This window comes from Lysobacter sp. Root667 (assembly GCF_001427715.1).
GTDB lineage: Bacteria > Pseudomonadota > Gammaproteobacteria > Xanthomonadales > Xanthomonadaceae > Lysobacter.
The window spans coordinates 490692-516940 of sequence record NZ_LMHF01000001.1 but is presented as its reverse complement, the minus strand read 5'-3'; the positions used below and the strand labels follow the sequence as shown (position 1 = coordinate 516940).

The 26249-nt window shown below is 67.2% G+C and carries 23 protein-coding genes; 15 read left to right on the top strand and 8 right to left on the bottom strand.

Going from position 1 to position 26249, the window contains the following annotated elements; all coding sequences use genetic code 11:
- Positions 1-253: 253 nt before the first annotated feature.
- A complete protein-coding gene (locus tag ASD78_RS02205) occupies positions 254-931 on the bottom strand; it encodes a DoxX family protein (RefSeq protein ID WP_235565889.1) in 678 nt (225 codons plus the stop codon).
- 416 nt (positions 932-1347) lie between these two features.
- Here ASD78_RS02205 and ASD78_RS02200 point away from each other — a divergent pair, with 416 nt between their 5' ends.
- Genes ASD78_RS02200 through ASD78_RS02190 form a run of 3 tightly spaced genes read left to right on the top strand, consistent with a single transcriptional unit; the run spans position 1348 to position 4091 of the window.
- Positions 1348-2499, top strand: a complete 1152-nt coding sequence (locus tag ASD78_RS02200; protein WP_056098064.1) for an SPFH domain-containing protein — start codon at positions 1348-1350, stop codon at positions 2497-2499.
- Positions 2500-2520: 21 nt separating this feature from the next.
- Entirely contained in the window at positions 2521-3834 is a 1314-nt protein-coding gene (locus ASD78_RS02195; protein WP_056098061.1) for a hypothetical protein, read from the top strand.
- Positions 3831-4091, top strand: a complete 261-nt coding sequence (locus tag ASD78_RS02190; RefSeq protein ID WP_056098057.1) for a hypothetical protein — start codon at positions 3831-3833, stop codon at positions 4089-4091. Before ASD78_RS02195 ends, ASD78_RS02190 begins: the two co-directional genes overlap by 4 nt.
- 65 nt (positions 4092-4156) lie before the next feature.
- Here the strand turns inward: ASD78_RS02190 and ASD78_RS02185 are convergent, their stop codons facing one another.
- The 3 genes from ASD78_RS02185 to ASD78_RS21340 form a co-directional block, all read right to left on the bottom strand.
- Complete coding sequence (locus tag ASD78_RS02185; RefSeq protein WP_235566420.1) at positions 4157-4912, bottom strand: trypsin-like serine protease; 756 nt, start codon at positions 4910-4912, stop codon at positions 4157-4159.
- Positions 4913-5217: 305 nt separating this feature from the next.
- Positions 5218-5685 carry an SRPBCC family protein gene (locus tag ASD78_RS02180; protein WP_200944110.1) on the bottom strand — a complete coding sequence of 156 codons (468 nt, stop codon included), beginning with the start codon at positions 5683-5685 and terminating at the stop codon, positions 5218-5220.
- A 10-nt stretch (positions 5686-5695) separates the two neighbouring features.
- On the bottom strand, positions 5696-6280 hold the full coding sequence (locus ASD78_RS21340; RefSeq protein ID WP_235566419.1) for a metalloregulator ArsR/SmtB family transcription factor: 585 nt from the start codon (positions 6278-6280) through the stop codon (positions 5696-5698).
- Between ASD78_RS21340 and ASD78_RS02170 the strand changes: the two genes are divergently transcribed.
- On the top strand, positions 6257-6913 hold the full coding sequence (locus ASD78_RS02170; protein ID WP_056098049.1) for a phytanoyl-CoA dioxygenase family protein: 657 nt from the start codon (positions 6257-6259) through the stop codon (positions 6911-6913). The genes ASD78_RS21340 and ASD78_RS02170 overlap by 24 nt on opposite strands.
- 376 nt (positions 6914-7289) lie before the next feature.
- Here the strand turns inward: ASD78_RS02170 and ASD78_RS02165 are convergent, their stop codons facing one another.
- From ASD78_RS02165 to ASD78_RS02150, 4 genes are all read right to left on the bottom strand, one after another.
- Positions 7290-8492 (bottom strand): Shedu immune nuclease family protein, encoded by a 1203-nt coding sequence (locus tag ASD78_RS02165; RefSeq protein WP_056098047.1) that lies wholly within the window; start codon positions 8490-8492, stop codon positions 7290-7292.
- Between the two features lie 266 nt (positions 8493-8758).
- Positions 8759-9544, bottom strand: coding sequence for an NrdJb (locus ASD78_RS02160; protein WP_056098044.1), 786 nt, complete (start codon positions 9542-9544; stop codon positions 8759-8761).
- A gap of 115 nt (positions 9545-9659) precedes the next feature.
- Positions 9660-10190 carry a hypothetical protein gene (locus ASD78_RS02155; protein ID WP_056098042.1) on the bottom strand — a complete coding sequence of 177 codons (531 nt, stop codon included), beginning with the start codon at positions 10188-10190 and terminating at the stop codon, positions 9660-9662.
- A 287-nt stretch (positions 10191-10477) separates the two neighbouring features.
- Positions 10478-12631 carry an adenosylcobalamin-dependent ribonucleoside-diphosphate reductase gene (locus ASD78_RS02150; protein ID WP_056098039.1) on the bottom strand — a complete coding sequence of 718 codons (2154 nt, stop codon included), beginning with the start codon at positions 12629-12631 and terminating at the stop codon, positions 10478-10480.
- A gap of 608 nt (positions 12632-13239) precedes the next feature.
- On the opposite strand from ASD78_RS02150, the gene ASD78_RS02145 reads away from it, so the two are divergent.
- The 11 genes from ASD78_RS02145 to ASD78_RS02095 all read left to right on the top strand — a co-directional run bounded on the left by ASD78_RS02145 (position 13240) and on the right by ASD78_RS02095 (position 26127).
- Positions 13240-14670 (top strand): Do family serine endopeptidase, encoded by a 1431-nt coding sequence (locus ASD78_RS02145; protein WP_056098037.1) that lies wholly within the window; start codon positions 13240-13242, stop codon positions 14668-14670.
- Between the two features lie 76 nt (positions 14671-14746).
- A complete protein-coding gene (locus ASD78_RS02140; protein WP_055908332.1) occupies positions 14747-15109 on the top strand; it encodes a hypothetical protein in 363 nt (120 codons plus the stop codon).
- Positions 15110-15117: 8 nt separating this feature from the next.
- Complete coding sequence (locus ASD78_RS02135) at positions 15118-15684, top strand: phage holin family protein (RefSeq protein WP_235565888.1); 567 nt, start codon at positions 15118-15120, stop codon at positions 15682-15684.
- A 46-nt stretch (positions 15685-15730) separates the two neighbouring features.
- Positions 15731-16135, top strand: coding sequence for a hypothetical protein (locus tag ASD78_RS02130; protein WP_056098035.1), 405 nt, complete (start codon positions 15731-15733; stop codon positions 16133-16135).
- A gap of 107 nt (positions 16136-16242) precedes the next feature.
- The gene (locus tag ASD78_RS02125) at positions 16243-17262 is read left to right on the top strand and encodes an AI-2E family transporter (RefSeq protein WP_235566427.1); all 1020 of its coding nucleotides are present in this window, start codon (positions 16243-16245) and stop codon (positions 17260-17262) included.
- Between the two features lie 77 nt (positions 17263-17339).
- Positions 17340-18071: an HAD-IA family hydrolase gene (locus ASD78_RS02120; RefSeq protein WP_055908323.1), complete on the top strand. Its 732-nt coding sequence runs from the start codon at positions 17340-17342 to the stop codon at positions 18069-18071.
- Positions 18068-19450: a leucyl aminopeptidase family protein gene (locus ASD78_RS02115; protein ID WP_056098031.1), complete on the top strand. Its 1383-nt coding sequence runs from the start codon at positions 18068-18070 to the stop codon at positions 19448-19450. Before ASD78_RS02120 ends, ASD78_RS02115 begins: the two co-directional genes overlap by 4 nt.
- A 155-nt stretch (positions 19451-19605) precedes the next feature.
- The gene (locus ASD78_RS02110; protein ID WP_056098028.1) at positions 19606-21627 is read left to right on the top strand and encodes a CshA/CshB family fibrillar adhesin-related protein; all 2022 of its coding nucleotides are present in this window, start codon (positions 19606-19608) and stop codon (positions 21625-21627) included.
- Positions 21628-22082: 455 nt separating this feature from the next.
- Positions 22083-23954 carry a DUF11 domain-containing protein gene (locus ASD78_RS02105; RefSeq protein WP_056098026.1) on the top strand — a complete coding sequence of 624 codons (1872 nt, stop codon included), beginning with the start codon at positions 22083-22085 and terminating at the stop codon, positions 23952-23954.
- 161 nt (positions 23955-24115) lie between these two features.
- Positions 24116-25396: an efflux RND transporter periplasmic adaptor subunit gene (locus ASD78_RS02100; protein WP_056098024.1), complete on the top strand. Its 1281-nt coding sequence runs from the start codon at positions 24116-24118 to the stop codon at positions 25394-25396.
- 41 nt (positions 25397-25437) lie between these two features.
- A complete protein-coding gene (locus ASD78_RS02095; RefSeq protein WP_055908307.1) occupies positions 25438-26127 on the top strand; it encodes an ABC transporter ATP-binding protein in 690 nt (229 codons plus the stop codon).
- Positions 26128-26249: the final 122 nt, after the last annotated feature.

Sequence of the window (26249 nt, the reverse complement as noted above, 5' to 3'; positions counted from 1 at the left end):
CTTGCCTTCGCCGCACTTGCCYTCGGCACCGGCGTGACTGGCGGACAGCAGGTAGCCCTGGCTCAGCGGCTGCATGGCGAACGCGGAGCCGCTGAGGACCAGGCCGGCCAGGGCGACGCCGAGCATGCCGGCGGTGTTGCGGGTGTTGGTACGGGACATTGTCTTTCTCCAGATGGGGAGCACGAGGTCGTGCGGGGGGCACCGCGTTCGCGGCGAAATTCGAGACGAGAGGCGATGGGCGACCGAGCAACCGTCAGGCGCTGGCGAAGGTTCCCAGTGCAGCCGCGCGGCGGCGCGGCCAGGTCATCAAGGCGACGCCGACGATGGCCAGCGCGCCGCCGGCCCAGGGCAGCAGCAGCGACACGGTCGTGCCGATGGCGAACAGCACCAGACCCCAGGCGGTGGAATCGGCGGCAGCGGATGCGACCGGTGCGCGACGCATCGAGATCAGTCCATCGAGGCTGAAGCGACCGGCACCGCCCAGCATCAACGGCAGCAGCATCGCCAGATAGATCAGCGGCAGCTTGTAATTGCCGAAACCGTCGTTGCTGATCGCATAGCCCTGCCACAGCTGCGACAGGCTCGACCACTCGGACGGCCAGTGCACCGCGTAGATCGCCACGACGGTCAGCACCCAGAGCGCAGCGGCCACGTAGCGCGTGCCCAGGCCGAGCAGCAATGCGACCGCGCCGGCGAGTTCCGTCCAGGTCGCCATGGTCCAGTTGAGGTCGGCGCCGAGCAGCGAGAACGGCAGCGGAAACTTGTCGCCCAAGTCAGCGAACCAGTTGCTGCCTTGCAGCTTCTCGCGACCGGCCTCGAAGAATTCCCAGGCCAGCAGAACGCGCAGGCCGAGCGGAGCGAGCCACTGCCCCACGCCGTCGACGCGGGACATCAGCGGTGCGGTATTGCCCTGGTAGGTAGCGCTGGACATCGTGTACTCCCGGCGGCCGGGCCGCGTGTTTTCGTTGAGGCGATTACGAGCCTCCGGGGTATCGCGCAGGTGTCGGGCAAAGCGGGGATTTGTCTGGAAAGTTGGCTATCCGGGCGCTGGATACATTCGGATACAAAGCCGGCGGGCGGATCGCGCTGTCGGAGCGCACCCGCGGGCCGGGCCTTGAATTCAGGCCCCAAAAGGAAGCCGGGCCGCCACCCGTGCGAAGCGGAGGACGGCCCAGACGGGCGCTTACGGCGGCACGGCCTGTTGGCGGCGGCATTCGATGACCGGCGGACCGCCGCCGTAGCGCTCATCCCGCCTCGCCCGGCGCCTCCGGCACGCCGTTCGGGACTGTATAGTTCCGCCGAGCAAGGCGGGTACGGTGCCCGGCCAAAGAATCGCAGGGAGATGTCATGGGTCTGGTGCAGGCAGTGGCGGGTTCGATCGGCGGCGTGCTCGCCGACCAATGGAAGGACTTCTATACGGTTCCGGAAGGCTTGCCCGCGACCGCGGCGCTGTTCGCCGCCGTGCCGCGCGGCACCAATGCCGGACGCGGTTCGAATACGAAGGGCTCCTCGAACATCATCACCAACGGTTCGAAGATCGTCGTCCCCGAGGGCTACGGGCTGCTGCTGTTCCAGGACGGCGCGATCACCGGCTTCGCCGCCGAGCCGGGCGGCTACGAATGGAAATCCGACGACCTCAACTCGCAATCGGTCTTCGCCGGCGACGGCCTGGTCAGCTCGCTCATCAAGCAGAGCTGGGAGCGTTTCAAGTTCGGCGGCCAGCCGGGCTCGCAGCAGGCCGCCTTCTTCGTCTCGCTGAAGGAACTGCCGGATAACCGCTTCGGTACGCAGTCCGAGATCTACTGGAACGACGGCTTCATCGGCACCCAGGTCGGCGCGCTGACGCGCGGCTCCTACACACTGAAGATCGTCGACCCGATCCTGTTCGTGAAGAACTTCGTGCCGGCCGCGTATCTCCAGACGGGCCAGGTCTTCGATTTCACCGACATCGACAACGCCGCCGCCGGCCAGCTCTTCAACGAAGTGGTCGGTTCGCTCGCGCCGGCCTTCAGCCTGTACACGAACGACCCGGACAAGGGCAACCGCATCACCAAGCTCCAGCAGGACTCGCTCGGTTTCGCCAAGAGCCTGTCCGATGCGGTGGAGGCCGGCTACCAGTGGAGATCCGACCGCGGCCTGGCCATCGTCAAGACCGCCATCGTCTCCATCGAGTACGACGCCAACACGCGGGAACTGCTCAAGACCGTGCAGCGCGCCGACGCGCTGTCCGGTTCGCGCGGCAATTCCAATTTGCAGGCCAGTGTCGCCGCGGGCATCCAGTCGGCGGGCGAAAACGGCGGTGCGGCGGGCATCATGGGCGTGGGCATGGCGACGGGCATGGTCGGAGGTATCGGCAGCTTGCAGCAGCCGGTTGCGCCGGCCGCACCGGCGGCCGAAGACCCGGTCGCGAAATTGAAGAAGGCCAAGGAAATGCTCGATCTCGGCCTGATCACCCAGACCGACTACGACGCGCTCAAAGCCAAGACGCTGGGCCTGTAAGCCGGGAGTCGCGCAAGCACCATGTCGAACGCCAATAGTTCGCCGCCGCCGTTGCCGCCGCTTACCGGCCCGGGGGCGCCGCAGGACGTGCCGCCCTTGCCTGGCAGTTCGCCGATCGACCCGGCGACGTTGCCGCAGCCGATCCGCGACGAGTTGCTGGCGCCCGACCCGGTCGCCATCGATACGTCCTCCGACGAGCTCAAGGACGGCCTCAACCGTTGCCCGAAATGCGGTGCGACCGATATCCGGCAAAAGCCGGGCGGCGACCTGCTGATCTGCCTGTACTGCCGGAATGTATGGCATGGCGCGCGGGTGGAGGAGGAATTCGGGCTCGGCGAGGGCATCGACCAGCTCAAGGGCACGGTCATCGCTTCGGGGGCGCGCGACATCGCGGCCGACGCCGCCAGCCTGATGACCTTCAAGTGCACCGGCTGCGGCGCCGAGGTGACGGTCAATACCGAGAACGCGATGACGGCCCGGTGCCACTGGTGCCGACACGTCTTCGGCGTCAACGAGCAGGTGGACAACGGCGCGGTGCCGGACGCGGTGCTGCCTTTCCACATCAGGAAGGAGGACGCGGTCGCGCGCATTCGCCAGTTCGTGGACAAGCGGCGTTTGTTCGCGCTGAAGGCATTCAAGGAACAGTTCACGCCCGAGAACGTCGTCGGCGTCTACCTGCCCTACATGATCGTCGACGGCAACGCGAGCGCCGACATCGCCGGCCAGGGCGAGATCGAAACACGCCGCTACACGCGCGGCACCGGCGACAAGAAAAAGACCTACTACGACGCGGACGTCTACCAGGTGGAGCGGCACGTCGACTTCACCGTGGACGACCTGCCGCTGGAATCCTCCACCGAACGCGGCAATCTGGACACCAAGGTCAACACCAACAACATCATCAACACGATCCTGCCGTTCGACACCAAGAATGCGGTGAAGTGGAACGCGTCCTATCTGTCGGGCTTCAGTTCGGAGAAGCGCAACGCCGACGTGCAGCACCTGCTTCCACGCCTGGAGGACCAACTCCTGTCGATCGCCCGCGCCCAGGTCGAGGCATCGGTGAACCGCTTCGATCGCGGCGTGCGCTGGGAGCAGGAGCGGCTCGACGTCCACGGCACGCGCTGGGTGTCGATGTACCTGCCGGTGTGGCTGTATTCGTATCATCAGCCGGGCCGCAACGGCGGCCTGCTGCACTACATCGCCGTGAACGGCCGCACCGGCGAGACGATGGGCAGCGTGCCGGTGCAGCAGTGGAAGCTGCTCATGGCCGCGATCACCGTCGGCACCATCCTTGAAGGCATTGCACTGTGGATCGTGGGGGCCTCGTCATGAGCGACGACAGCGGACTATGGCTGCTCCTGCTCGGCCCGGCCGGCGCCACCGGACTGTACTGGGCCCTGTACCGGTACTACCGCAACACCGACAAATCGCACGCGTTCGAACGCGAAACGGCCGTCGAGGCCAAACCGGTGACCGGCTCGGACGAAAAGATCGACGAGGTGATGGGGACGCAGGAGACGGAGATCGACGGCAATAACGTGACGGCATACCGCAAGCGCGTGCAGCGCATCGAGGGCGACACGGGCTGAGTTCACGCCGCGCGGGGCTGGCGCACGAAGCGCGGCTAGCGAGCCTGCCTATCGATCCCGATGCGTCACGGGGCTTTTTGGATTCCGGTGTTTGGATCCGTTAACTTCCCGAACGTCGCGATCGTCTTCTCTATCCAGTCGCGGTAGTGCTCCACCCGCACCCCGTAATTGGTCTGTCCGTATTTGCCCGGCCAGGTTTCCACCGGGTTGCCCTGCACGTGCTTCCATGCGGAGATCCCGGCCACCTGCCATTCCTTGCCTACGGCGACGAGCATAGGGCTGCCGCTGTCGCCGTTGCCCGACGAGGCCTCCAGGGGAAGCGCTGCCGGCGGCGGGTCGAAGGTGTATCCGATCCATCGGCCTCCGGAGATGCTGATCTCGTTGTAGCCCTGACGCAGATCGGTCCTGTTCGGGCCGTGCGGATGATGCCCCTGAGAGCCCTTCCCGGTGGCACCCCGCCCCATGATGCGCACGACTTTGCCCAGCGCCGATTCGCTGTAGATGCGCGCGGGGGCCACGTCGCGCACCGGTTCGGCCAACTCGACCAAGGCGATGTCGTCGGAAGCGGTCATGAACGCCAGAAAGGCCGTCCAATCGCCCGACTTGATCGCCGCGTCGATCATGGACTGGGGCGGCTTCTTGTAGTCCGGGTGGACGACGACACGGCTCACGGCATAGGGAGTGCCGCCGACGGCGACCACATCCACCGCTTCCTGCCAGCTAACCGCGTGGGCCGCGGTCAGCACCCACCGCGGTGCGATCAGGACCCCATGGCCCTCGCCCGGCACGTCGGCCAAAGCCGGGAATTCGGAGACGGCCATCCGATACCGCATATCGGGGACGTCGTCCCGAATGACGACCGCATCGGCACCGAACGAGACCAGTAGAAAAAACGAAAGGACCGCACAACGCATCAGGGGCACCCGGGAGGCGATCTGTCGGAAAAGGAAGGGGCCCGTATGAGCCCCATTCGAGTATCGGCAATTTATGGGCGCCTAGCCAGCGGCTCCGGGGCCGATGGCGCCCCTGCGCTCCTGTCCCGTCAGCTTTGCACTCCACAATCCGAGCGACGCCCGACAGCCGTCCGGACCGGCTACCGTACCTGCCTTTGCGGATACGTCGGTGGTCACGATCCACCTGCGAGCAACTCATCCAGCTGCGCGAACTGTTGCGGCAGGGCTTCCGCCGAACCGGCGAGGGCTTCGTCGAGGGCCGCTGCCGTGGGATAGAGTTCGCGCAAGGTGACCAGCGTCCTACCAGCATTTTCTTCGAACGTTACCGTGGTCACCGCGCCCTGATCGCTTTCCTCGTTCGTCCACACGATGCGCTCGTGAGGCGTTACTTCCGTGTACGTGCCGAAGAACGTCATCGGCTCATCGAAGGCCGGATGGCGGAACACAAGGCGATACTTGCCCCCGGTGCGAACATCCATTTCGCACGAGAGCAGCGACAGGTCCGCCGATGCCGGAACCCACCACTGCTTGAACAATTCGGGCCTGCGCCACGCTTCGAAGACGATGCGCGCGGGAGCATCGAACGTTCGCGTCGCGACGAATTCGCAGTCGGACTTGCGCTCCACAACGGTACGGTTCACGACGGCGGGACTACCTTCGTTTCCCTTTGGCATCTGCCTTCTCCTCGCGTTTCAATTGTTCGACTATCTGGTCGAGCGCGTCGAAGCGCGCACTCCAGAGCTGACGGTGCCGCTCGATCCAGGCGGCTTCTTCTTCCAGTCGGCGCTGTCCGAGCTTGCAGGTCCGTACACGACCGACCTTCTCCGTGGTCACCAGCCCCGCCTGCTCCAAGACGCTGACGTGCTTCTTCATGCCCGTGAGGGTCATGTGGAATTTTTCGGCAAGATCGGTGATGGAGGCTTCCGAGCCGCCCAGGTGCTCGAGCACGCCGCGTCGGGTGACGTCAGAGAGCGCGGCGAAGGTTGCGTCGAGACGGGCTTGATAGTGAACCATGTGGTTCACTGTAGAATACGCGCGGGCGCTTTGCAAGCGGATGGCCGCATGGGCGCGAATCGCAGCCGGCGCCGGCCTCGTGGCGAGTGGCGGCCCGCGCCCGAGCGGCCGCTCATCACGTTTGGTCCGTCTTCGGGCTGTCTTTCCGCGCACCGAACCGGTAAAAGAACCGGCACGCGCAGGCGAAGCCGGAAGCCCATGATCGACCGCGAGCAACTCCATCGCGACGGATACGTCCTGCTGCGCCGCGAAATTCCGGCGCAGTGGCTGGCCGATCTGCGCCGCGCATTCGATGCGGGCGTGCAGCCATCGGAGCAATGGCCGGTCCCGCGCGATCCGGGCTGGCGTCATTCGCTGCTGGACCATGATCCGACCGTGCAGGCGGTCTGCCGGCTGCCGCGCTTGCTGGCCGCGGTCGGCGCGCTGATCGGCGAACGGTTCTTCCTGGCACAGGTCGAGGGTCGCGAGCCCTTGCCGGGATGTGGCCATCAGGGCCTGCATCGCGACCTCTCGGCGCAGCGACCCGGCGATACGGTGAACGCGCTGGCTTTCTTCGACGATTACGGCGCAGACAACGGCGCGACCCGTCTCGTGCCCGGCAGCCATCGCCCGACACGCGACGCACCGCCGCTCGGCCTCGACGACGAATCCCGGGGCACGCAACTCGCGGGCGCTGCGGGCGACATTCTGGTGTTCGACGCCGACCTGGCCCACGCGGGCAGCCGCAATCCGGGCGATCTACGCCGCCGCTCCGTGCTCATCGGCTACTTCGCGGAATCCAACTACGCAGCGCACTTGGAAACGGTGCGACTGCGCGGCATCCGGATGGACACCAGCGAGCGGTTCGAGCCGTAGGGCGCATCGGCGAAGCGTCATGCCTCAAGGCAATATCTGCAAAAGACTCTCAGGCACTACCAGATGCCCCGAGTCGACTTCATCCGAGTCGTGCCACCATTGAGTAGGCCGTCCATCAGGACCCCACTCCGCCAAATGGACCCGAAACGATTCAGGAAATGCTCGATCGAATGGATAGAGAAGACAAACAACTGGAAGCAGTCGCCAAGAAGGCTCGCCGGGAGGCGAGGTGGCGATTAGTACCTAAGGGAGCAGGATGACTGTGCCACCCATTGCTGGCGGAAGCGTGCGGATCTTCCTGCGACCAAGCTGCTCAACCAGCTAAGACTTCGATGTGGCTGCTAACAGCCCAGAGTGATCAGGCGAAGTTGCCACCTCAATCTGAGGTCTCAACCATAAGCTTTGCCCTTTCGAGCAACTCATCGAAAGTCACGATCTCAGGTCCCTGTAAGTGGCGCCGGAACAACTCGAAGCTCGTGTACTTATCTTCATTTACGCCAAGTGGCGTAACAAATTGTTCTAAGTCTCCACAAATAAGGACGGAACGCGGCCGTATGAGATACGCGTCATCGCTGATCGGGTTGCCATTGCTGTCGGTCGGCCGCAATGACTTCTCGATGGTGCGCTCTGCCAGTTGGATGGTGCGCTGGACTTGCGATATCGCACCAACTATCTGTTCGGAAGGCGCCCAAACCCCCGGCCGATATTGTGTGGACTTGAGCAATGGCGTGGTGTGGCACTTAATCTCCACGAAGCACAATGCTCCAATGCGCCCGCGCGTCCTGAGCAACGCATCGGTTCGCTTGCCATAGCCAGCTACTGAGGCACCTGCTACAGCACGCTCCAACTTACCGCTGTCGATTGATCCGGCTGAGGTCAGAAATAGAGTTCCGCCGAAGATCCAGTGATTCTCTTCGAAGAAGCTTTGCCAAACGGCTTCGGCACCGTTACCGGCGGCTCTCTCTTGCTCTTCTTTGAAGTACACGGGATCTCGGAGAAGCGATTCGAAGCGCTTGACCTGTTGCTTTCGGTAGGCCACGGCGACGACATCTTTCTCTGTCACCTCGTTTCGCAGAACGTTTTCCAAGAGTCCTGTATCTGACCCAACGAGAGCGCGAACGGCTTCGGGTGTGATATCGAGACGCTGCAACTGATTCACGCCGATACGAAACTTGCCGCTGACTTGGAAGTCTCCTTCGCGGGCTAATGAGGCGATCTCTAAAAGGTCGTCTATTTCCTGACCAAAGAGCGAAAAGTGGGTGTTCCTACTGGGGGTGTCGCCCCCATCACCCATATTGAAATTTTGTAGCACTAGGGAGCGTATGCCCCGAGGGTCTTCGACTACGTACAACTTGATCTGCCGCTTGCCCGTCGTGGTCGTCCGAAGCACGAGCTCGTGCTTCACGACTGCGAGAACTTCTCCTTCGACGTCGGGAAACACCCGGTCCAGATATCGCGCCCGTCTAGGAGGCCGCTCAGTCCGCCCCTCAGCCAGAGGTTGTTCCTTGATTTCGAACGATTTGGATCCGTAAATCCTCCCTGGAATTTTGTTCCCAACGTAATACTCATCGTCGGACATAACCGTCTCCCTGCGCCCGATTGCCTAGTCGCTAAGAACTATATAACGCCGACGATTGAGCTATCCGGACGACATGCCGATCGTCATGTTAGCTACTTCGCAGGCGGCCACTTTGCGTCGGAAGCAGTCCAGAAAAAGGGGCTCCGGAGAGCCCCATTTGGGTACTAGCGGCTTCTAGGCGCCCTACCAGCAACTTCTGGGTGCCCAACTAGCGGCTTTAAGATGCCCGCACATTTCCGTCGTTCAGCGGCGGCGCATGCCGGCGCTCAACCGCACTTGGAGTAACCGCAGTTCAGGCAGGTCGCGCAGCCGTCCATGATCACCACGGCCTTGGTGCTGCACTTGTGGCACATGGTCGCCGAGGGCGGGAAGGACACGCCTTCGCCGGTGACTTCGATGTCTTCGTGGCCGCCCTCGCCGGTGACAGCGGGAGCGGCGACGCCGACCGGGTCTACGTCAGAGTTTTTTTTTGAGCGCTGCTCGTAGGCGGAGCGCTTTTCGGCGATGAGGGCGCGCTGGGCGTCGCTCATTTCCGGGTCGTGCATCATGCCGATCGACTTGAGGTGGTCCTCGACGATGGCGCCCATTTCGGCGACCAGCGAGGGCATGTAGACGCCGCCGGGCTTGAAGTAGCCGCCGCGCGGGTCGAACACGGCCTTCATCTCGTCGACCAGGAAGGTGACGTCGCCGCCCTTGCGGAACACGGCGGACATGATGCGGGTCAGGGCCACGATCCACTGGAAGTGGTCCATGTTCTTCGAGTTGATGAAGATCTCGAAGGGACGACGCAGTTCGTGCTCGGTGCCGGCGTTGAGGACGATGTCGTTGATCGTCACGTACAGCGCGTGCTCGAACAGCGGCGATTTGATCTTGTAGGTGGAGCCGATCAGGATCTCGGGACGCTCGATGCGCTCGTGCATCTGGATGACGTCGGCGCTGGGCAGTTCTTCGACCTTGCGCGCGGCGGCTTCGGACCGGGCCGATTCCTTCGCCTTGTCTTCCGGGGTGACGACGCTGTAGCCCTTGATTTTCTTTTCGATCTTGACGGCCATGGGCCAGACTCCTGTTGCGGTGGCGCTTTTCTAGTTTTGGCGTGTGTTGCGCGACTGCGGCGCGGCCCTCGCCCCGACCCTCTCCCGCGAGCGGGAGAGGGGGCGGAGCACGGGCTTACATCTTCTTCGCGGCCTTCTTGACGGCCTTCTTCTTGGCCGGCTGGCGCGGAACCTTCTTCGCGGCCTTGGCGGCCTTCTTGACGACCTTCTTGGCCGCCTTCTTCGCAGGCTTCTTGGCGACCTTCTTGGCGGCTTTCTTAGCTGCCGGCTTCTTGGCGACCTTCTTCGCTGCCTTCTTAGCCGCCGGCTTCTTGGCGACCTTCTTCGCCGCCTTCTTGGCCGCGGGCTTCTTGGCGACCTTCTTCGCGGCTTTCTTCGCTGCCTTCTTGGCCGGCTTCTTGCCGGTGGCCTTGGCCTTCAGCGCGGTCGCTTCCTTCTTGGCCTTGGCGCTGGCCGTAGCGAGCTTCTTCTTGGCGGTGCCGACGGCCTTCTTGGCGGCCTTGCGGGCCTTGGTGGCGGTCTTCTTGACCGACTTCACCGCGTCTTCGGCGCGCGTGGCGATGGCGCTGCCGATGTTGGACGCGGTTTCTTTGACGTTCTCGGCGGCCTGGGTCAGGGTCGCCGTCACTCCATTACCGTTGCTCATATGCCCTCCTCGTGGGCGCTTTTCTCGGCGTTACGTCTTGGCTATGTGTAATCGGGGTGTTGCAGGAGCGATGCTATACCCGCTGCGCGCGCAAATAACAGTGATGTCACGCACGCGCATCCGGCCTGGCCTGAACGCGCACCGCTGGCCGGGCGGCGCGTGAGGCGATGAAAACGGTCGCCTCCGCCGTGAAACCGCGAGCTCCGAACCGGGGTCCGCGCGCAGCTGCGCCGGCGCGGTGATCCCCCTGCCCCCCTCTTCAAAAGAGGGGCAGGCGCCGGAGGCGGTCAGAACTTGCCGTAATAGCCTTCCTTGAGGGCGTCGAACAGGTTGGCGGCGGTGTGCATTTCGCCGTCGTACTCGATCTGCTCGTTGCCCTTGACCTCGAGCACGCTGCCGTCTTCGAGTTCGAAGCGGTAGGTGGTGTTCTCCAGGTCGGCTTCCTTGACCAGCACGCCCTGGAAAGCGGCCGGGTTGAAGCGGAAGGTGGTGCAGCCCTTGAGGCCCTGCTCGTGGGCGTAGCGGTAGATGTCCTTGAAGTCCTCGTACGGGTAATCCGTGGGGACGTTGGCGGTCTTGGAGATCGAGCTGTCGACCCATTTCTGGGCGGCGGCCTGGACGTCGACGTGTTCCTTGGGGGTGATGTCGTCGGCGGAGATGAAGTAGTCGGGCAGCTGGGTGGCGGCGTCTTCGCTGAACGGCATCGCCTTGGCGTTGATCAGCTCGCGGTAGGCGAGCAGCTCGAACGAGTAGACGTCGACCTTTTCCTTGGACTTCTTGCCTTCGCGGATCACGTTGCGGCTGTAGTGGTGCGCGAACGAGGGCTCGATGCCGTTGGAGGCGTTGTTGGCCAGCGACAGCGAAATCGTGCCGGTCGGCGCGATCGAGCTGTGGTGGGTGAAGCGGGCGCCGGCCTCGGCCAGTTCCTCGACCAGTTCCGGGGCGACTTCGGCCATGCGCTGCATGTAGCGCGAGTAGCGCGCGTGCAGGAGCTTGCCGGGGATCTCCTGGCCGACCTTCCAGCCGTCCTTCTTCATCTCCGGGCGCTTGCGCAGCATTTCGGCGGTGACGGCGAAGCGCTCTTCCATGATCGGGGCGGCGCCCTTCTCCTTGGCCAGGGCCAGGCCCATTTCCCAGCCGGCCACGGCCATTTCGCGGGCGATGCGCTCGGTGAATTCGCACGAGGCCTTGGAGCCGTACTTCATCTTCAGCATGGTCACGGTGCTGCCCAGGCCGAGGAAGCCCATGCCGTGGCGGCGCTTGCGCATGATCTCGGCGCGCTGCTGTTCCAGCGGCAGGCCGTTGACCTCGACCACGTTGTCGAGCATGCGGGTGAACACGCGCACGACTTCCTTGTATTCCTCCCAGTCGAACTGCGCCTGGTCGGTGAAGGCGTTGCGCACGAACTTGGTCAGGTTGACCGAACCCAGCAGGCAGGCGCCGTAGGGCGGCAGCGGCTGTTCGCCGCAGGGGTTGGTGGCGCGGATGGTCTCGCACCACCAGTTGTTGTTCATCTCGTTGACGCGGTCGATGAGGATGAACCCGGGCTCGGCGTAGTCGTACGTCGAGACCATGATCATGTCCCACAGATGGCGGGCGCGGATGTGGCCGTAGATCTTGCAGGCGACCAGGCCGTCGTCGCGGGAGATGTAGTTCTTGTGGGTCGGCCACTCGCGCCAGACGACCTTTTCGGCGTCGTTGAGGTCGAGGTCGCCGCGCTCCTTGATGTTGACCGGGAATACCAGCGGCCAGTCGGCGTCGGTCTTGACCGCTTCCATGAAGCCGTCGGTGATCAGCAGCGACAGATTGAACTGGCGCAGGCGGCCGTCTTCGCGCTTGGCGCGGATGAAGTCCTTCACGTCGGGGTGGCTGACGTCGAAGGTGCCCATCTGGGCGCCGCGACGGCCGCCGGCCGAGGACACGGTGAAGCACATCTTGTCGTAGATATCCATGAAGGACATCGGACCTGACGTGTAGGCGCCGGCGCCGGCGACGAAGGCGCCGCGCGGCCGCAGGGTCGAGAATTCGTAGCCGATGCCGCAACCGGCCTTAAGGGTCAGGCCGGCTTCGTGGACTTTCTCCAGGATGCCGTCCATCGAGTCTTCGATGGTGCCCGAGACGGTGCAGTTGATCGTCGAGGTGGCGGGCTTGTGCTCCAGCGCGCCGGCGTTGGAGGTGATGCGGCCGGCCGGTATCGCGCCGCGGCGCAGGGCCCAGACGAAACGCTCGAACCAGTACTGCTGCTTCTCGGACGTGGGCTCGGCGTCGGCCAGGGCCTTGGCGACGCGCTGGTAGGTGGAGTCGATGTCGGCGTCCACCGCCTCTCCGGTCTTGGTCTTCAGCCGGTACTTCTTGTCCCAGATGTCCTGGGATGCGGGCTGCAGCGGGATGTCCTTGTCAGCCGCTTCCGTCTTGACCGCCTCGAGGCGAACCGTACTCATGCCTGTCCTGTCTCCTTAACTGGGGCGGGCCGTGCTGTTGCGCCCGCCGCCGGGTGAGTCTTGTTTGTGATTGCTGGTAATCGGGGTGTGTCTGGGAACGCTGTTACACCGTGGGTGGTGCCTGTTGCCTGCCGCTGCCGCGATGGTGGCTGGCCACCGACGGCTACGCGCGCGATCGCGCCATTACGCGCCGCGTGCGAGATTGTGTGATGGCATCGGGCCGAGCCTGCTCCTGTCATGCGCCGCCCCCCGTTGGCGCCTAACCGACCCAAGCCGAACCCCTAAGCTTGGGCTCCCGTCGCTGCGGCAACCACTACATGTAGTGTCGAAGCGAGGCCTCAAGCTACGCCCGGCCTCGGACGGTGTCAACGGTTTTTTTGATCGCAGTCACGTGTCGGGACTAGGCTGAACACCACACGCGCGCGTTACGAAAACGCCTGCCAAATACGGCCACACCTCGTGTGCAGGCCGCGCATATGAACCCTGAAGAGGAACACTTCATCGCATATTTAACGCCGTTGCCGGACACTGCCGTTCAGCAACCCGCGGCGGGCGGTTCTGCCCGGCCGCCGGCCCCCATCACCGAACCCAACCGGAACCGTTTCACGATGCGTCCTCGTCCTTTGCCGACCTTGCTCGCCCTGACCCTGGCCGCCGCTTTCGGCGGTTTCGCCGCGACCGCGATCCGCGACGGCCTGGAGGCGCCGGCCCAGGCCTCGCCCGCCGCGGCCGCGCTGCCGGCGGTATCGGCGCTGCCGACCGCGGTCGGCGGGCAGCCGGTGCCGTCGCTGGCGCCGATGCTGGCGCGGGTGACGCCGGCGGTGGTCAGCGTGCACGCCAAGCAGACCGTGCGCACCCCGTTCGCCAACAATCCGATGTTCCGGCGCATGTTCCCGAACGTGCCGCAGGAGCGGATCAACGAGTCGCTGGGCTCGGGCGTGATCATCGACGCCAAGAACGGCTACGTGCTGACCAACCACCATGTGATCGAGGGCGCCGACGCGGTCTCGGTCACGCTCAGCGACGGGCGCACGCTCAAGGCCGATTTCGTCGGCTCCGACCCGGACACCGACATCGCGGTGATGAAGATCGCGGCCGAGAACCTGAGCGCGCTCAGCCTGACCGACTCCGACGCGCTCAAGGTCGGCGATTTCGTGGTCGCGGTCGGCAATCCGTTCGGAATCGGCCAGACGGTGACCTCGGGCATCGTTTCGGCGGTCGGCCGCAGCGGCCTGCGCGGGCTGGGCTACCAGAACTTCATCCAGACCGACGCCTCGATCAATCCGGGCAATTCCGGCGGCGCGCTGGTCAACCTCAACGGCGAGCTGATCGGCATCAACACCGCCAGCTTCAATCCGCAGGGCAGCATGGCCGGCAACATCGGCCTGGGCTTCGCGATCCCGGCCAATCTGGCGCGCAACATCAAGGACCAGCTGATCGCCAACGACGGCGTGGTCCGGCGCGGTTCGCTGGGGCTGGAATCACAGGACGTGGACGCCGCGCTGGCGCAGGCGCTGAAGCTGGACGAGCCGCGCGGCGCGCTGGTGACGCGGGTGTTCGCCGGCAGCGCCGCGACCGCGGCCGGGCTGAAGCCGGGCGACGTGATCCTGGCCGCCAACGGACAACGCATCGACAGCCGCGACGCGCTGCGCAACTTCGAGGGCCTGCAGCCGATCGGCGGGCGCGTGTCGCTGGAGGTGCGCCGCGAGGGCAAGCCGCTGCAGCTGGCCGCGACCCTGCGCGAGCAACCCAAGGCCTACGCGGGCAACGAACTCGACGAACGCCTGGCCGGCGCCCGCTTCGCCGAGCTGCCCGAGCGCCTGCGCCAGGCCGGCGCATCGGGCGTGCTGCTGGAGTCGGTGGCGCGGGGCAGCCGGGCCGAACGCAACGGCTTGCGCGCCGGCGACGTGGTGATCGCGGCCAATGCCGGCGATTTCGACGATTTGCCGGGCTTCCGCGCGAGCTTCACGCGGCCTCCGGCACAGTTGGTCCTGCGCGTCATGCGCGGCGGCGCTGTCGCCAATCTGCTGATGCAATAACGCGGCCCTGCGGCTGAGCGATCATCGCAAGGACGCGTACCGCCGACGAGTTCCGCCCCATTCCCAGGAGAACGCAATGACCCCTACCTCGACCGACGCCATGAAGGCCAACCTCGGTGAAGCCGGATCTCACCTCAAACAAGCCGCGGCCGATGCCGGCGTGGCGATCCGCGGCGCCGCCGGCGCGGCGGGCGACGAACTCAAGATCGGCAAGGCCAACGTCAAGGCCGACCTGGCCGACGGCGCGCTGGCGGGCATCGCCGCCGCCGAGCACGCGGGCGGCGCAGCGCGCGAGCAGGTCGACGTGCTGATGGACAAGGGCCGCGACCTGATCGAAAGCGCGGCCGAGCTGGTGCGGGAGCGTCCGCTGGCTTCGTTCGGCGTGGCCTTCGCGGCCGGCTTCATCATCGCCAAGCTCGCCCGCGGCAGCGACAAGTAAGCCGCCGCATGCAAGTCACGGGGGACGAACGCGAGCCGCAGCCGCCGGGCGAGGATCCCCCGCCGGCGGATGCGGCGCCGGATCTGCTGGAATCGCTGCGCCAGCTCGGCGATACCGGCCGCGCCGGCCTGGGCGCGGCCGGCGATACCGTCAAGGCGCTGCGCAGTCTGGTCGCGGCCGACATCTCGCTGGCGCGCAGCGCCTTGGGCCGCGCGCTGGCGCTGATGGGCGTGGCGATCGCGTTCGGCGGTTCGGCCTGGTTGCTGCTGATGGCGACCCTGATCGTGTTCCTCAACCGCAGCCTGGGCATGCCGTGGTCGCTCGCGCTGCTGCTGAGCGCGCTGCTGAGCCTGGTGGTGACGGGCTGGGCCGGATGGCAGGCGGCGCGCTATTTCGAACATACCCGCATGCAGGCCACGCGCCGGCAGCTGGCGCGGCTGGGCATCGGCGAACTGGCCGACGTCACCCCGACCCCGGGTTCGCCGGAGTCGGCGCGCGAGGCCACCCGGCGTTGGCCGCCGGATCAGCCCGGCGGCGACAAGGACGAGCGCGGCATCGACGTGACCCCGCCCTGAGCCGTCGCGCATCACTTCCGATCCACCGTCCTGCGAGGCACGCCCCGTGAGTTTCGAACAGCTGATCACCAAGGTGCACCAGGCCGAGGACGTGGTCGAGGCACAGGAGCGGCGCCTGGTCGCCCACTTCGACCGGATCAAAGGCTCCTGGCGCGAAGCCTGGACGCCCGGCCGGATCGTGATCGCCGGGCTGGCGAGCGGCTTCGTGGTCGGCCGCGCCGAACCCCTGCGGGTGGCGGCCAAGAGCGGCGGCCTGATGCAGGTGGTGTCGATGCTGTCGAGCCTGTTCGCCGGCACCACGGCCGGCGTCGCCGCGGGCCAGGCCGAGCGCGCGGCCGAGAACACCGAGGCGGTCGCCGCCGCGGTCGAGGACGGTGACGAAGCCGTCATGGCGCGCGCCGAGGCGACGGTGCAAGCTGTGCGTTCCACTGCCGACCCGATCGACTTTTGAACGCCGCGCCTGCCGATAACGACCCAGAACCCGAGCCCGCCGCACCTGCACCGAACGAGGACGGCGGCGCGCGGCGCTCGCCGCCGCGGCCGCGCGCACCGGCTTCGGTGGTGGTGCTGGCGACGCTGGCGGTCGGCGCCACCCTGTGGGCCGCGCAGGCGCTGATCCTGCCGATCCTGCTGGCGGCGTTCTTCGCCCTGATCGGCAATCCGATCATCCGCGGCCTGCACAAGCTGTGGCTGCCGCGTTTCGCCGGGGCGCTGATCGTGCTGATCGGCGGCCTGGCGGCGGCCGGGCTGTTGGCCAACCAACTGATCGAACCGGCCGGCGAGTGGGTGCGCCAGGTGCCGCGCGAGATGAAGCAGCTCGCGCCGAAACTGCGCGAGATGACCAGGCCGATGCAGGAAGCCAACCGCGCCGCGCAGAACATCGCCCGCGCCGCCGGCGGCGAAAGCACGGCCAAGCCGGTGCAGGTGGTCAAGACCGAACTCAACGACCCTTACAGGTCGCTCACCTCCACGCCCAAGTACGTGGCCTCGGTGCTGGCGGTGGTGCTGCTGACCTTCTTCTTCATGGTCTACGGCGAAAGCCTGCAGCGCAACGCGATCGGCTTGTTGCCGGGCTTGCGCGAGCGCAAGGTCACCGTCGACATCCTGCAGTCGATCGAGCGCGAGATCTCGCGCTACGTGCTCACCATCAGCCTGATCAACACCGCGCTGGGACTGGCCCTGGCCGGCGCGCTGTTCTGGCTGGGCGTGCCGCTGCCGGAGGCGCTGCTGTGGGGCACGATGGCGGCGGTGCTGAACTTCGCGCCGTATGTCGGCCCGCTGATCGGCATGGTGACCATGCTGCTGATGGGTTTCGTCGCCTTCGACGAGGTCTGGCGCGCGCTGCTGCCGGCCGGCCTGTACCTGGTGCTGCACACCATCGAGGGCCAGATCGTGACCCCGATCGTGCTCGGCCGGCGCATGCGCCTGTCGCCGCTGGTGCTGATCCTGGCGCTGATGATCTTCGGCTGGCTGTGGGGCATCGTCGGCCTGTTGCTGGCGGTGCCGATGCTGGTCTGCGTGAAGCTGGTGCTGGCGCGGATCGAAGGCCTGGAGAAGTGGTCCAAGCTGCTGGAGTGACGGCCTGGGTGAAAACCCCCAGGCGTTCGCCGTGGATCCGGCGGGGTCGCACAGGCAATACGCGCTAAAATGGCGGGATGACTTTCCCCGTCCGCGCCATCACCCTCGATCTCGACGACACCCTCTGGCCGATCGCCCCGGTGATGATCCACGCCGAACGCGTGCTGGGCGAATGGCTGCGCCAACACGCCCCGCGCACCGCCGAGCGCTGGCCGGCCGCCGCGATGCGCGCCCTGCGCGATCAAGTCGCGGCCGAACACCCGCACCTGGCGCACGACTTCACCCACCAGCGCAAACTCACCCTGGAACGCATGCTGCGCGATTCCGGCGACGATCCGGCCCTGGTCGCGCCGGCGTTCGATGTGTTCTTCGCCGCGCGCTGCGAGGTCGAGCACTACGACGACAGCCTGGCCGCGCTGGACCGCCTGGCCGCGCGCGTGCCGCTGGCCGCGCTCAGCAACGGCAATGCCGATCTGGAACGGATCGGGCTGATGCATCTGTTCCGGTTCCAGCTCGGCGCGCGCGAACACGGCGAAGCCAAGCCGGCCGCCAGCATCTTCCACGCCGCCTGCACGCGCCTGGACTGCGAGCCGCAGCACGTGCTGCACGTGGGCGACGACATCGAGCTGGACGTGGTCGGCGCGCACCGCGCCGGGCTGCGCAGCTGCTGGATCAACCGCGTCGACGGCGCCGGCCAACGCCGCCAATGGCCGCATGCCGGCCTGCGTCCCGACCTCGAATTCGACACCCTCGCCGCGCTCGCCGACTGGCTGGACGCGGCCCAGACTCCGGATACCGCCGCCGCATGAACCTGCCCCTGGGCTTTACCGACTCCGCCACCGACGCGCTGCCGCTGCATCTGGTCGCGCGCGCGGATTTCGCCGCCTGGCGCGCGACGCTGCCGGCGCCGGCCGCGGCCTGGATCGCTGCGCAGGGCTTCGACGCCTCGCCGGGCACGCTGCTGAGCCTGCCCGCCGCCGACGGCGGCCTGGGCGGCGCGGTGCTCGGCATCGCCGACGCGCTGGATCCGTACTCCTACAGCCATGCCGCGTTCGGCCTGCCGGCGCGGACCTGGCGCGTGGAAGGCGCGCCCGACGCCGCGACCCTGGCCGCGCTGCGCCTGGGCTGGGGCCTGGGCAGCTACCGTTTCAGCCGCTACAAGCAGCCGCCGCGCGCGCCGGCGCTGTTGCTGGTCGACGGCGACAACAGCGAAACCTTCGCCGTGCTCGCCGCCTGCGTGCGCGTGCGCGACCTGATCAACACCCCGACCGAGCACATGGGCCCGGAACAGCTGGAAGCGGTCGCGCGCGAGATCGCCCAGCAGCACGGCGCGCGCATCGACGCGGTCACCGGCGACGAACTGCTGGCGCAGAACTTCCCCGCGATCCACGCGGTCGGCCGCGCTTCGCACCGCGCGCCGCGCCTGATCCGCCTGAGCTGGGGCGACGAGGCGCATCCGCACATCGCCCTGGTCGGCAAGGGCGTGTGCTTCGACACCGGCGGCCTCGATCTCAAGCCGGCCGACGGCATGCGCAATATGAAGAAGGACATGGGCGGCGCCGCGCACGCGATCGCCCTGGCCGAACTGGTGATGGCGCGCAAGCTGCCGCTGCGCATCACCCTGCTGGTGCCGGCCGTGGAGAACGCGATCGGCCCGGACGCCTTCCGTCCCGGCGAGGTCATCGCCACCCGCCAGGGCATCAGCGTGGAGATCGACAACACCGACGCCGAAGGCCGGGTGGTGCTGTGCGACGCGCTGACCCACGCCGGCGAACTGTCGCCGGCGCTGGTGCTGGACTTCGCCACCCTGACCGGCGCGGCGCGGATCGCGCTGGGCCCGGACCTGCCGGCGCTGTACAGCAACGACGAGGCCCTGGCCCAGCGCTGGCTCGACGCCGGCCTGCAGCAGCGCGACCCGCTGTGGCGGATGCCGCTGTGGCGCCCCTACCTGCGCTACCTCACCAGCCCGATCGCCGACATCGCCAATGCCGGGCCCTCGAAGATGGCCGGCTCGGTCACCGCGGCCTTGTACCTGGAGCGCTTCGTCCCGGCCGCCCTGCCCTGGGCGCACCTGGACGTGTACAGCTGGAACGACGCCGACCGCCCCGGCCGCCCCGCCGGCGGCGAGGCCCAGGGCCTGCGCGCGGCCTACGCCCTGCTGCAATCGCAGGCGAATCCGGGGCAGTAAAGCGGCACACTAAAAACGCTTTCAGGCACAACAAATACCCGTTAGAGTGCGCGGCTTGGGCCGAGATTGTGACAGCCGTCACTAGAATCCAGCCGGCCCGCACCACCGGCGACCGCGGCCCCGTGCCGCTCGCCGGCATTCAACGGGGATAGTTTGTGAAAGCGACGATACGTCTGGCTCTGACGCTGGCGCTGGCTGCTGCCGCGCTGCTTCCGCAATTCGCGCACGCGCAGTTCGCCACCGGCGGCAGCGGCGTGCATCGCTCGCGCATCTTCTGGGTCGACTGGGGCAACAACGGCCAGGACGTCTACAACGGCGCGACCATCACCCGCGGCTTCAACATCGGCACGCCGGCGACCACGGCCAACCGCCTCGACATCACCTGCACCCTGTCGGGTGCGACCACCACCGCCGGCACCCAGGGGCTGTTCGTGTACACGCCGGGCAGCTGGCAGGGCGACGGCCTGGACGAGCTGTACAACATCGGCGGCAACCAGCCCGGCACCGGCGCCAACCCGAACACCTTGTCGGCGGGCCTGCGCGTCAACGGCGGCGCCACGGTCGAGTTCAACTTCAACTGCTCGGCGACCCTGGGCGGCGCGCCGTTCGCGTTGACCGGCCTGGTGTTCGCCGATGCGGAAGCCAGCGGCGGCAGCGAATACGTGGCCGCGCGCCTGACCAGCGGCGGCACCCTGCGCGTGATCGACCAGATCTCGCAGTGCGGCAGCTCGAGCACGGTCAACGTGATCGCCGGCACCCCGCAGGAAGTGCGCTTCAACGGCCCGACCGCACCGCAGACCAGCTGCGAAGGCAACGCCACCGCCAGTCTGCGCGCCGGCCCCTCGCTGGTCGGTTTCGTCGACGGCGCCACCGGCGCGCGCGTGATCGCGCGCGGCGGCGGCGTGTCCGCGGTCGCGGTGGGCGCGGTGCTGGAACTGGAATTCTCCGAGGCGATCCCGACCAGCTACGGCATCGCCGCGCATGTGCTCAACTCCGCCTGGACCGGCGGCGTAGCGGCCAACGGCGTCAACTTCAACAACCCGGCCAACCTGGCGACCCTGGTCTACAACGCGCGCCTGGGCGCGACCGTGCAGCCCGACTCCGACGCCACCGGCGCGGTCGGCGGCAGCGACGTCGACGCCCTGCCCAAGACCAACGGCCCGCTCGGTGCCGGCTATGCCAACGTGGCCGCGCCCAGCGCGCTGCCGGGCGGCAACTACACCATCGCCAACGTCGCCTGCGTCGGTCCGGCGCGGTTACGCGGCTGGATCGACTTCAACGGCAACGGCGTGTTCGACGCCAGCGAAGCCTCCAACGCCGGGACCTGCCCCTCCGGCAGCAACACCGTCTCGCTGACCTGGACCCTGCCCACCGGCACCGGCTACGTCGCCCAGAGCACCAGCTACCTGCGCCTGCGCCTGGCGCCGACCCTGGCCGCGGTCGCCGACCCGACCGGCGTGTCGACCGACGGCGAAGTCGAGGACTACCGCCTGGTGCTGCCGGCGCTGACTCCGACCCTGCGCATCAGCAAGATCAGCCAAACCCAGACCGGCACCTTCAACTTCACCGCGACCAATCTGAGCAGCGCCGCGTTCTCCGTCACCACCACCGCGTCGGCGACGCCGGCCACCTCGGCCTCAGCCAACGTGAGCGCGCCTGCGACCGCGGTGACGATCACCGAGACCGTGCCCGCCGGTTGGGTGCCGGCCAGTGCCAGCTGCAGCGACGCCAATGCCGCGATCACCGGTAACCCGGCCAGCTTCGGCACGCTCGCAGGCGCGGTGCTGACCGTGCCGAGCAGTGCGCTGCGCGCGCGTGCCGACATCAACTGCACCTACAACAACCGCCTGGTCACCGCCGACCTGACGATCACCAAGTCCGAGATCGGCGGCGCCACCGCTTTCACTCCGGGCGCGACCAGCACCTACACCCTGCAGGCCTGCAACACCGCCGGTCCCGACGCCGCCACCGGCGCGACCGTCAACGATCCGCTGCCCAACGGCGTGACCCTGACCGGCCCCTGGAGCTGCAACGGCAGCGGCGGCGGCATTTGTCCGGCTAGCGGCGGTGCGGCCAACGGCACCTCGGTCGCGGTCGCCGGCATCGACCTGCCCGTCGGCGCCTGCGTCAACGTCAGTGTGCCGGTGCGCTTCAGCGCCGACCCCGGCAACTACTGATACGGCCGCCGATACCGCGTCGCGCGCTATCGGCTCGGGCAACGCGGCGGCGACGATGGCTCGTCGCCGTATGCGATGGAGATGACGCGCTCCTGCGCGTCGCGCCTCCCAGGCTGCCGACGCAGCGGTCGTCCCGCTGGCACCCGCGGGGCGCAGCCTGACCCGATGGCCCCTGCAGGCCGCTACTGCAGGTCTCGATGCCGGTCCGCTTCTCTCCCATTGGCCGACCGCTGAACCGGGGCCACGGCGCCGATCCACCGCGATGGATCACCCTCCCGCGCCAGTAATGTGTAAATTGCGTGGCATCAGTAAGCCAAAAGGCGCGACCGGGGATGGCCGCGCCGAGGCGGGCGTGACGTGATCCCTTGCAGCGCGACCGCGCTGCGAGGCCCGCAATGGCCGCACTGGAACAGGCTCGCTGCCCGCGCAGGCAGCGGACGTCAGGGAGGAAGGGAATGCTGGATCACGCATCGCGCCGTCTCGGCGCCCTGGGATTGGCCGCGGTCGCGGCCGTTTTCGCACCGGACGCCGCAGCGCAGGTGCAGCGCACTTTCGTCAATCTGGGTTTCGAACAGCCGGCACTGACCGGCAACAGCTGCTACCTGATCGTCTCTTCCAGCGTGGTGCCGGGCTGGAACACCGACCACCCCTCCAATCTCGTCAGCGGCAGTTGCAGCCTCGCCGGCCAACCCGGCGGCAGCGCGATCACCGGCCCGATCGAGATCTGGCGCGGCCCCAACTTCAGCGGCGTACCGCCCCGCGCCGGCAACCAACACGCCGAACTCAACGCCTACGTCGCCTCGCGCCTGTCGCAGACCATCTGCCTGACCAACGGCGAACGCGTGGACTGGAAACTCAGCCACCGCGGCCGCAACAGCACGACCGTGCCCGATGTCATGAACTTCACTGTCGACAGCACGGCCAACACGGTCGCGGTGCTGTCGAGCACGACGCTGGCCGGCGCCCCTCCGGTCTGCGTGGACGGCGGCAGCATCAACAACATCGGTTGCACGGTCGGCGCGGGCGGCAACGGCTGGGCCGACTACTCGGGCAGCTTCAACTGGAACGGCACCAGCGGTAACCATGACCTGGGTTTCCAGGCGGTAGGCGGCAGCGGTTCGGGCAACTTCCTCGACGATATCCAGATCACCCTGCGCCCCTATCTGGAGTTCGATCCGATCACCTACACCACCCGCGAAGGCCAGGCCGTGCCCTCGGTGCCGACGATCCGCATCACCGGCACCGTGCCGGCCGGCGGCATCACCGTGCTGGTCAACGTCACCGGCGGCAGCGCGACCGCCGGCAGCGACTACAGCACCGGCGCTAACGTCAACGTCCTGATTCCCGCCGGCACCTACGACGACAACCGTTTCCCGATTCCGCTCACCGTCCTCGACGACAGCACGATCGAGGACAACGAAACCGTGCTGGTGCAGGTACTGCCCGACGCGGCCGCCTACACGCTGGCCTCGACCACCACCTGCGGCAGCGCGACGGTGCAGAACACCGCCACGCTCACCATCCTCGACAACGACGTCGACCTGCTGACCACCAAGACCGTCAGCGGCAATGCCACGCCGCCCGCCGGCGGCACCACTCAGTTCACCGTCACCTACCGCAACAACACCGCCAAGCCGACGTTCGGCGATCTCACGGCGCACGACGCGGTCGCGACGGTCTCCGACGCGGTGCCCGCCGGTTTGACGTTCGCCTCCTGGACCTGCGCGGGCGGCAATGGCGGCGTGTGTCCGGCGGCCAGCGGCAGCGGCGCGATCTCCGGCAGCGCGAGCTTGCCGGCCGGCACCGGCGGCGCCGCCGGCGGCTTCGTCACCTACACCGTCAACGCCACGCTGGGCGCGACCCAATGCACCGCGGTCAGCAACAACGCGAGCATCGCGACCAATGCGCCGCTGGCCGAAGGCACCGCGGTGCAGGCCGGATACGTTACGCCCGCACCCGGCGGCAACGCCAACAACACCGCCAGCGCCGCGGTCGATCCGATGTGCGCCGACCTGACCATCAGCAAGAGCGAAACCGGCAACGCGACCACCTACACGCCGGGCGCGACCACGACCTACACCTTGCAGGCCTGCAACCCGACCGGTCCCGACGGCGCCACCGGCGCGACCATCAACGACGCGCTGCCCAACGGCGTGACCCTGACCGCGCCCTGGACCTGCAGCGGCACCGGCGGCGGCGGCTGCCCCGCCAGCGGCGGCGCGATCGGCGGCAATACGGTCGCCATCTCGGGCGTCGATCTGCCGGTCGGCGCCTGCGTCAACGTGCTGGTGCCGGTGATCTTCGATCCGAATGCGGCGGCCTACTGACGCTGGCCGGGAGCGCGTATCGAGCTGTAACAAGATGTTACGTACCGTCTTGGCGCGACCGGCGCCTTCGCCGACTGCTGACAGAAACTGACTTCCGGCAGGTTGGCACATGCGGCGGGCTGCGGTCACACTAGCCGCTGTTTCGCGTCTAGTGTCCGCATATGAATGCATCGGCTGATCTGTTAAAGGAACTACGCATAGACCGGAGCGCGCCTCCGCCGTCTTCGGGACCGGGGCGCGGGCTGTGGATCGCGCTGGGCGCGATCGGCCTGATCGCGGTGCTCGGCGTCGCCGGCTGGGCGGTGTTCGGCCGCAGCGCCGCGCCTGAAGTCAAAACCGCAACCGCGGTCGCCATCGGCGGCGGCGGCAGCGCCTCGGTGCTCGACGCCACCGGCTACGTGGTCGCGCGGCGCATGGCCACGGTCTCGGCCAAGATCACCGGCAAGGTGCGCGAGGTGATGATCGAGGAAGGTCAGCGCGTCGAAGCCGGCCAGATCATGGCCACGCTCGACCCGATCGACGCCGATGCCGAACGCTCGCTGGCCGACGCCCAGCTCGGCGCCGCGCAGAGCGATGCCGTGCGCGTGCAGGCGCAGCTCAAGGAAGCCGAGCTCAACGCCAACCGCCTGAACACGCTGGTAAAACAGCAGCTGGTGTCGCGCTCGCAGTACGACCAGGCCGTGGCCCAACGCGATTCGCTGCGCGCGCAGCTGCTGACCGCACAACGCAACGCCAAGGTCGCCGGCGGCCGCCTGCGCATCGCCGACCTGGGCGTGGACAACACCATCGTGCGCGCGCCGTTCGCCGGCGTGGTCACGGCCAAGGCCGCGCAGCCGGGCGAAATCGTCTCGCCCTTGTCGGCCGGCGGCGGCTTCACCCGCACCGGCATCGGCACCATCGTCGACATGGATTCGCTCGAGGTCGAAGTCGACGTCGGCGAAGCCTTCATCGGCCGGGTGCAGCCGAAGATGCCGGTCGAAGCCACGCTCAACGCCTATCAGGACTGGAAGATCCCGGCCGAAGTGATCGCGATCATTCCGGCCGCCGATCGCGGCAAGGCCACGGTCAAGGTGCGCATCGCGCTCAAGACCAAGGACCCACGCATCGTGCCCGACATGGGCGTGCGGGTGAGCTTCCTGGAAGCGGCCAAGCCGGTCGCGGCCGATCAGCCCAAGCCCGGCGTGCTGGTGCCGACCGCGGCGATCGTGCAACGCGGCGGCGGCGATGTGGCGTTCGTGGTCGAGGCCGACAAGGTCCGGCAGCGTGCGCTCAAGCTCGGCCGCAGCCTCGGCGACGACCGCGAAGTGATCCAGGGCGTGTCCGGCGGCGAAACCGTCGTGCTGTCCCCGCCGGAAACGCTGGAAGACGGCGCGCGCGTGCGCGTGGCCGCGGCGGCGAGCGACGGCTCCGCCAGTGACGATTCCGCCCCTAGCAACGAATAACCCCTAAGCCGTTCCCTTATTTACGCGCGAGGAAGTCCAAGATGGATACGCTGGTTTCGATCCGCAACCTCAAGAAGACCTATCAGCGCGGCCCCGAAAAGGTCGAAGTGCTGCATGGCATCAACCTCGACATCCCCAAGGGCGACTTCGTCGCGCTGATGGGTCCGTCGGGCTCGGGCAAGACCACCCTGCTCAACCTGATCGGCGGCCTGGACAATCCCAGCGACGGCGAGATCGAGATCGAGAACCAGCGCATCGATCGCATGAGCGCGGGGCAGCTGTCGCAATGGCGCAGCAACCACGTCGGCTTCGTGTTCCAGTTCTACAACCTGATGCCGACCCTGACCGCGCAGAAGAACGTCGAGCTGCCGCTGCTGCTGACCAAGCTCAACGCCTCCCAGCGCAAGCGCAATGCCGAGATCGCCCTGCAACTGGTCGGCCTGGCCGAGCGCGGCAAGCATCGCCCGAACGAACTGTCCGGCGGCCAGCAGCAGCGCGTGGCGATCGCGCGCGCGATCGTGTCCGATCCGACCCTGCTGATCTGCGACGAGCCCACCGGCGATCTCGACCGCCAGTCGGCCGAGGAGATCCTGGCCCTGCTGCAGACGCTCAACCGCGACCACGGCAAGACCATCGTCATGGTCACCCACGATCCCAAGGCCGCCGACCATGCGCGCCGCACGATCCATCTCGACAAGGGCACGCTCGCGGCCAACGGCGGCGCGCATTGAGATCCGGACGCCCTCTCCGTCCGGAGAGGGACGCAGGCGACAGCCGGCGCATAGGCGCGGCTCGAACCTCATCCGGATCCTCATCCGCCCCTTGAGCCACTTCTCCCGCGCGGAGAAGGAAA

What these genes read in the sequence shown, in the direction of transcription:
- ASD78_RS02145 (WP_056098037.1), top strand. Translation starts at nt 13,240, where the DNA reads ATGCGTCCTCGTCCTTTGCCGACCTTGCTCGCCCTGACCCTGGCCGCC.
- ASD78_RS02160 (WP_056098044.1), bottom strand. Translation starts at nt 9,544, where the DNA reads ATGGCCGTCAAGATCGAAAAGAAAATCAAGGGCTACAGCGTCGTCACC.
- ASD78_RS02195 (WP_056098061.1), top strand. Translation starts at nt 2,521, where the DNA reads ATGTCGAACGCCAATAGTTCGCCGCCGCCGTTGCCGCCGCTTACCGGC.
- ASD78_RS02185 (WP_235566420.1), bottom strand. Translation starts at nt 4,912, where the DNA reads ATGGCCGTCTCCGAATTCCCGGCTTTGGCCGACGTGCCGGGCGAGGGC.
- ASD78_RS02190 (WP_056098057.1), top strand. Translation starts at nt 3,831, where the DNA reads ATGAGCGACGACAGCGGACTATGGCTGCTCCTGCTCGGCCCGGCCGGC.
- ASD78_RS02100 (WP_056098024.1), top strand. Translation starts at nt 24,116, where the DNA reads ATGAATGCATCGGCTGATCTGTTAAAGGAACTACGCATAGACCGGAGC.
- ASD78_RS02095 (WP_055908307.1), top strand. Translation starts at nt 25,438, where the DNA reads ATGGATACGCTGGTTTCGATCCGCAACCTCAAGAAGACCTATCAGCGC.
- ASD78_RS02120 (WP_055908323.1), top strand. Translation starts at nt 17,340, where the DNA reads ATGACTTTCCCCGTCCGCGCCATCACCCTCGATCTCGACGACACCCTC.
- ASD78_RS02140 (WP_055908332.1), top strand. Translation starts at nt 14,747, where the DNA reads ATGACCCCTACCTCGACCGACGCCATGAAGGCCAACCTCGGTGAAGCC.
- ASD78_RS02135 (WP_235565888.1), top strand. Translation starts at nt 15,118, where the DNA reads ATGCAAGTCACGGGGGACGAACGCGAGCCGCAGCCGCCGGGCGAGGAT.
- ASD78_RS02205 (WP_235565889.1), bottom strand. Translation starts at nt 931, where the DNA reads ATGTCCAGCGCTACCTACCAGGGCAATACCGCACCGCTGATGTCCCGC.
- ASD78_RS02115 (WP_056098031.1), top strand. Translation starts at nt 18,068, where the DNA reads ATGAACCTGCCCCTGGGCTTTACCGACTCCGCCACCGACGCGCTGCCG.
- ASD78_RS02150 (WP_056098039.1), bottom strand. Translation starts at nt 12,631, where the DNA reads ATGAGTACGGTTCGCCTCGAGGCGGTCAAGACGGAAGCGGCTGACAAG.
- ASD78_RS02165 (WP_056098047.1), bottom strand. Translation starts at nt 8,492, where the DNA reads ATGTCCGACGATGAGTATTACGTTGGGAACAAAATTCCAGGGAGGATT.
- ASD78_RS02170 (WP_056098049.1), top strand. Translation starts at nt 6,257, where the DNA reads ATGATCGACCGCGAGCAACTCCATCGCGACGGATACGTCCTGCTGCGC.
- ASD78_RS02155 (WP_056098042.1), bottom strand. Translation starts at nt 10,190, where the DNA reads ATGAGCAACGGTAATGGAGTGACGGCGACCCTGACCCAGGCCGCCGAG.
- ASD78_RS02200 (WP_056098064.1), top strand. Translation starts at nt 1,348, where the DNA reads ATGGGTCTGGTGCAGGCAGTGGCGGGTTCGATCGGCGGCGTGCTCGCC.
- ASD78_RS02105 (WP_056098026.1), top strand. Translation starts at nt 22,083, where the DNA reads ATGCTGGATCACGCATCGCGCCGTCTCGGCGCCCTGGGATTGGCCGCG.
- ASD78_RS21340 (WP_235566419.1), bottom strand. Translation starts at nt 6,280, where the DNA reads ATGGAGTTGCTCGCGGTCGATCATGGGCTTCCGGCTTCGCCTGCGCGT.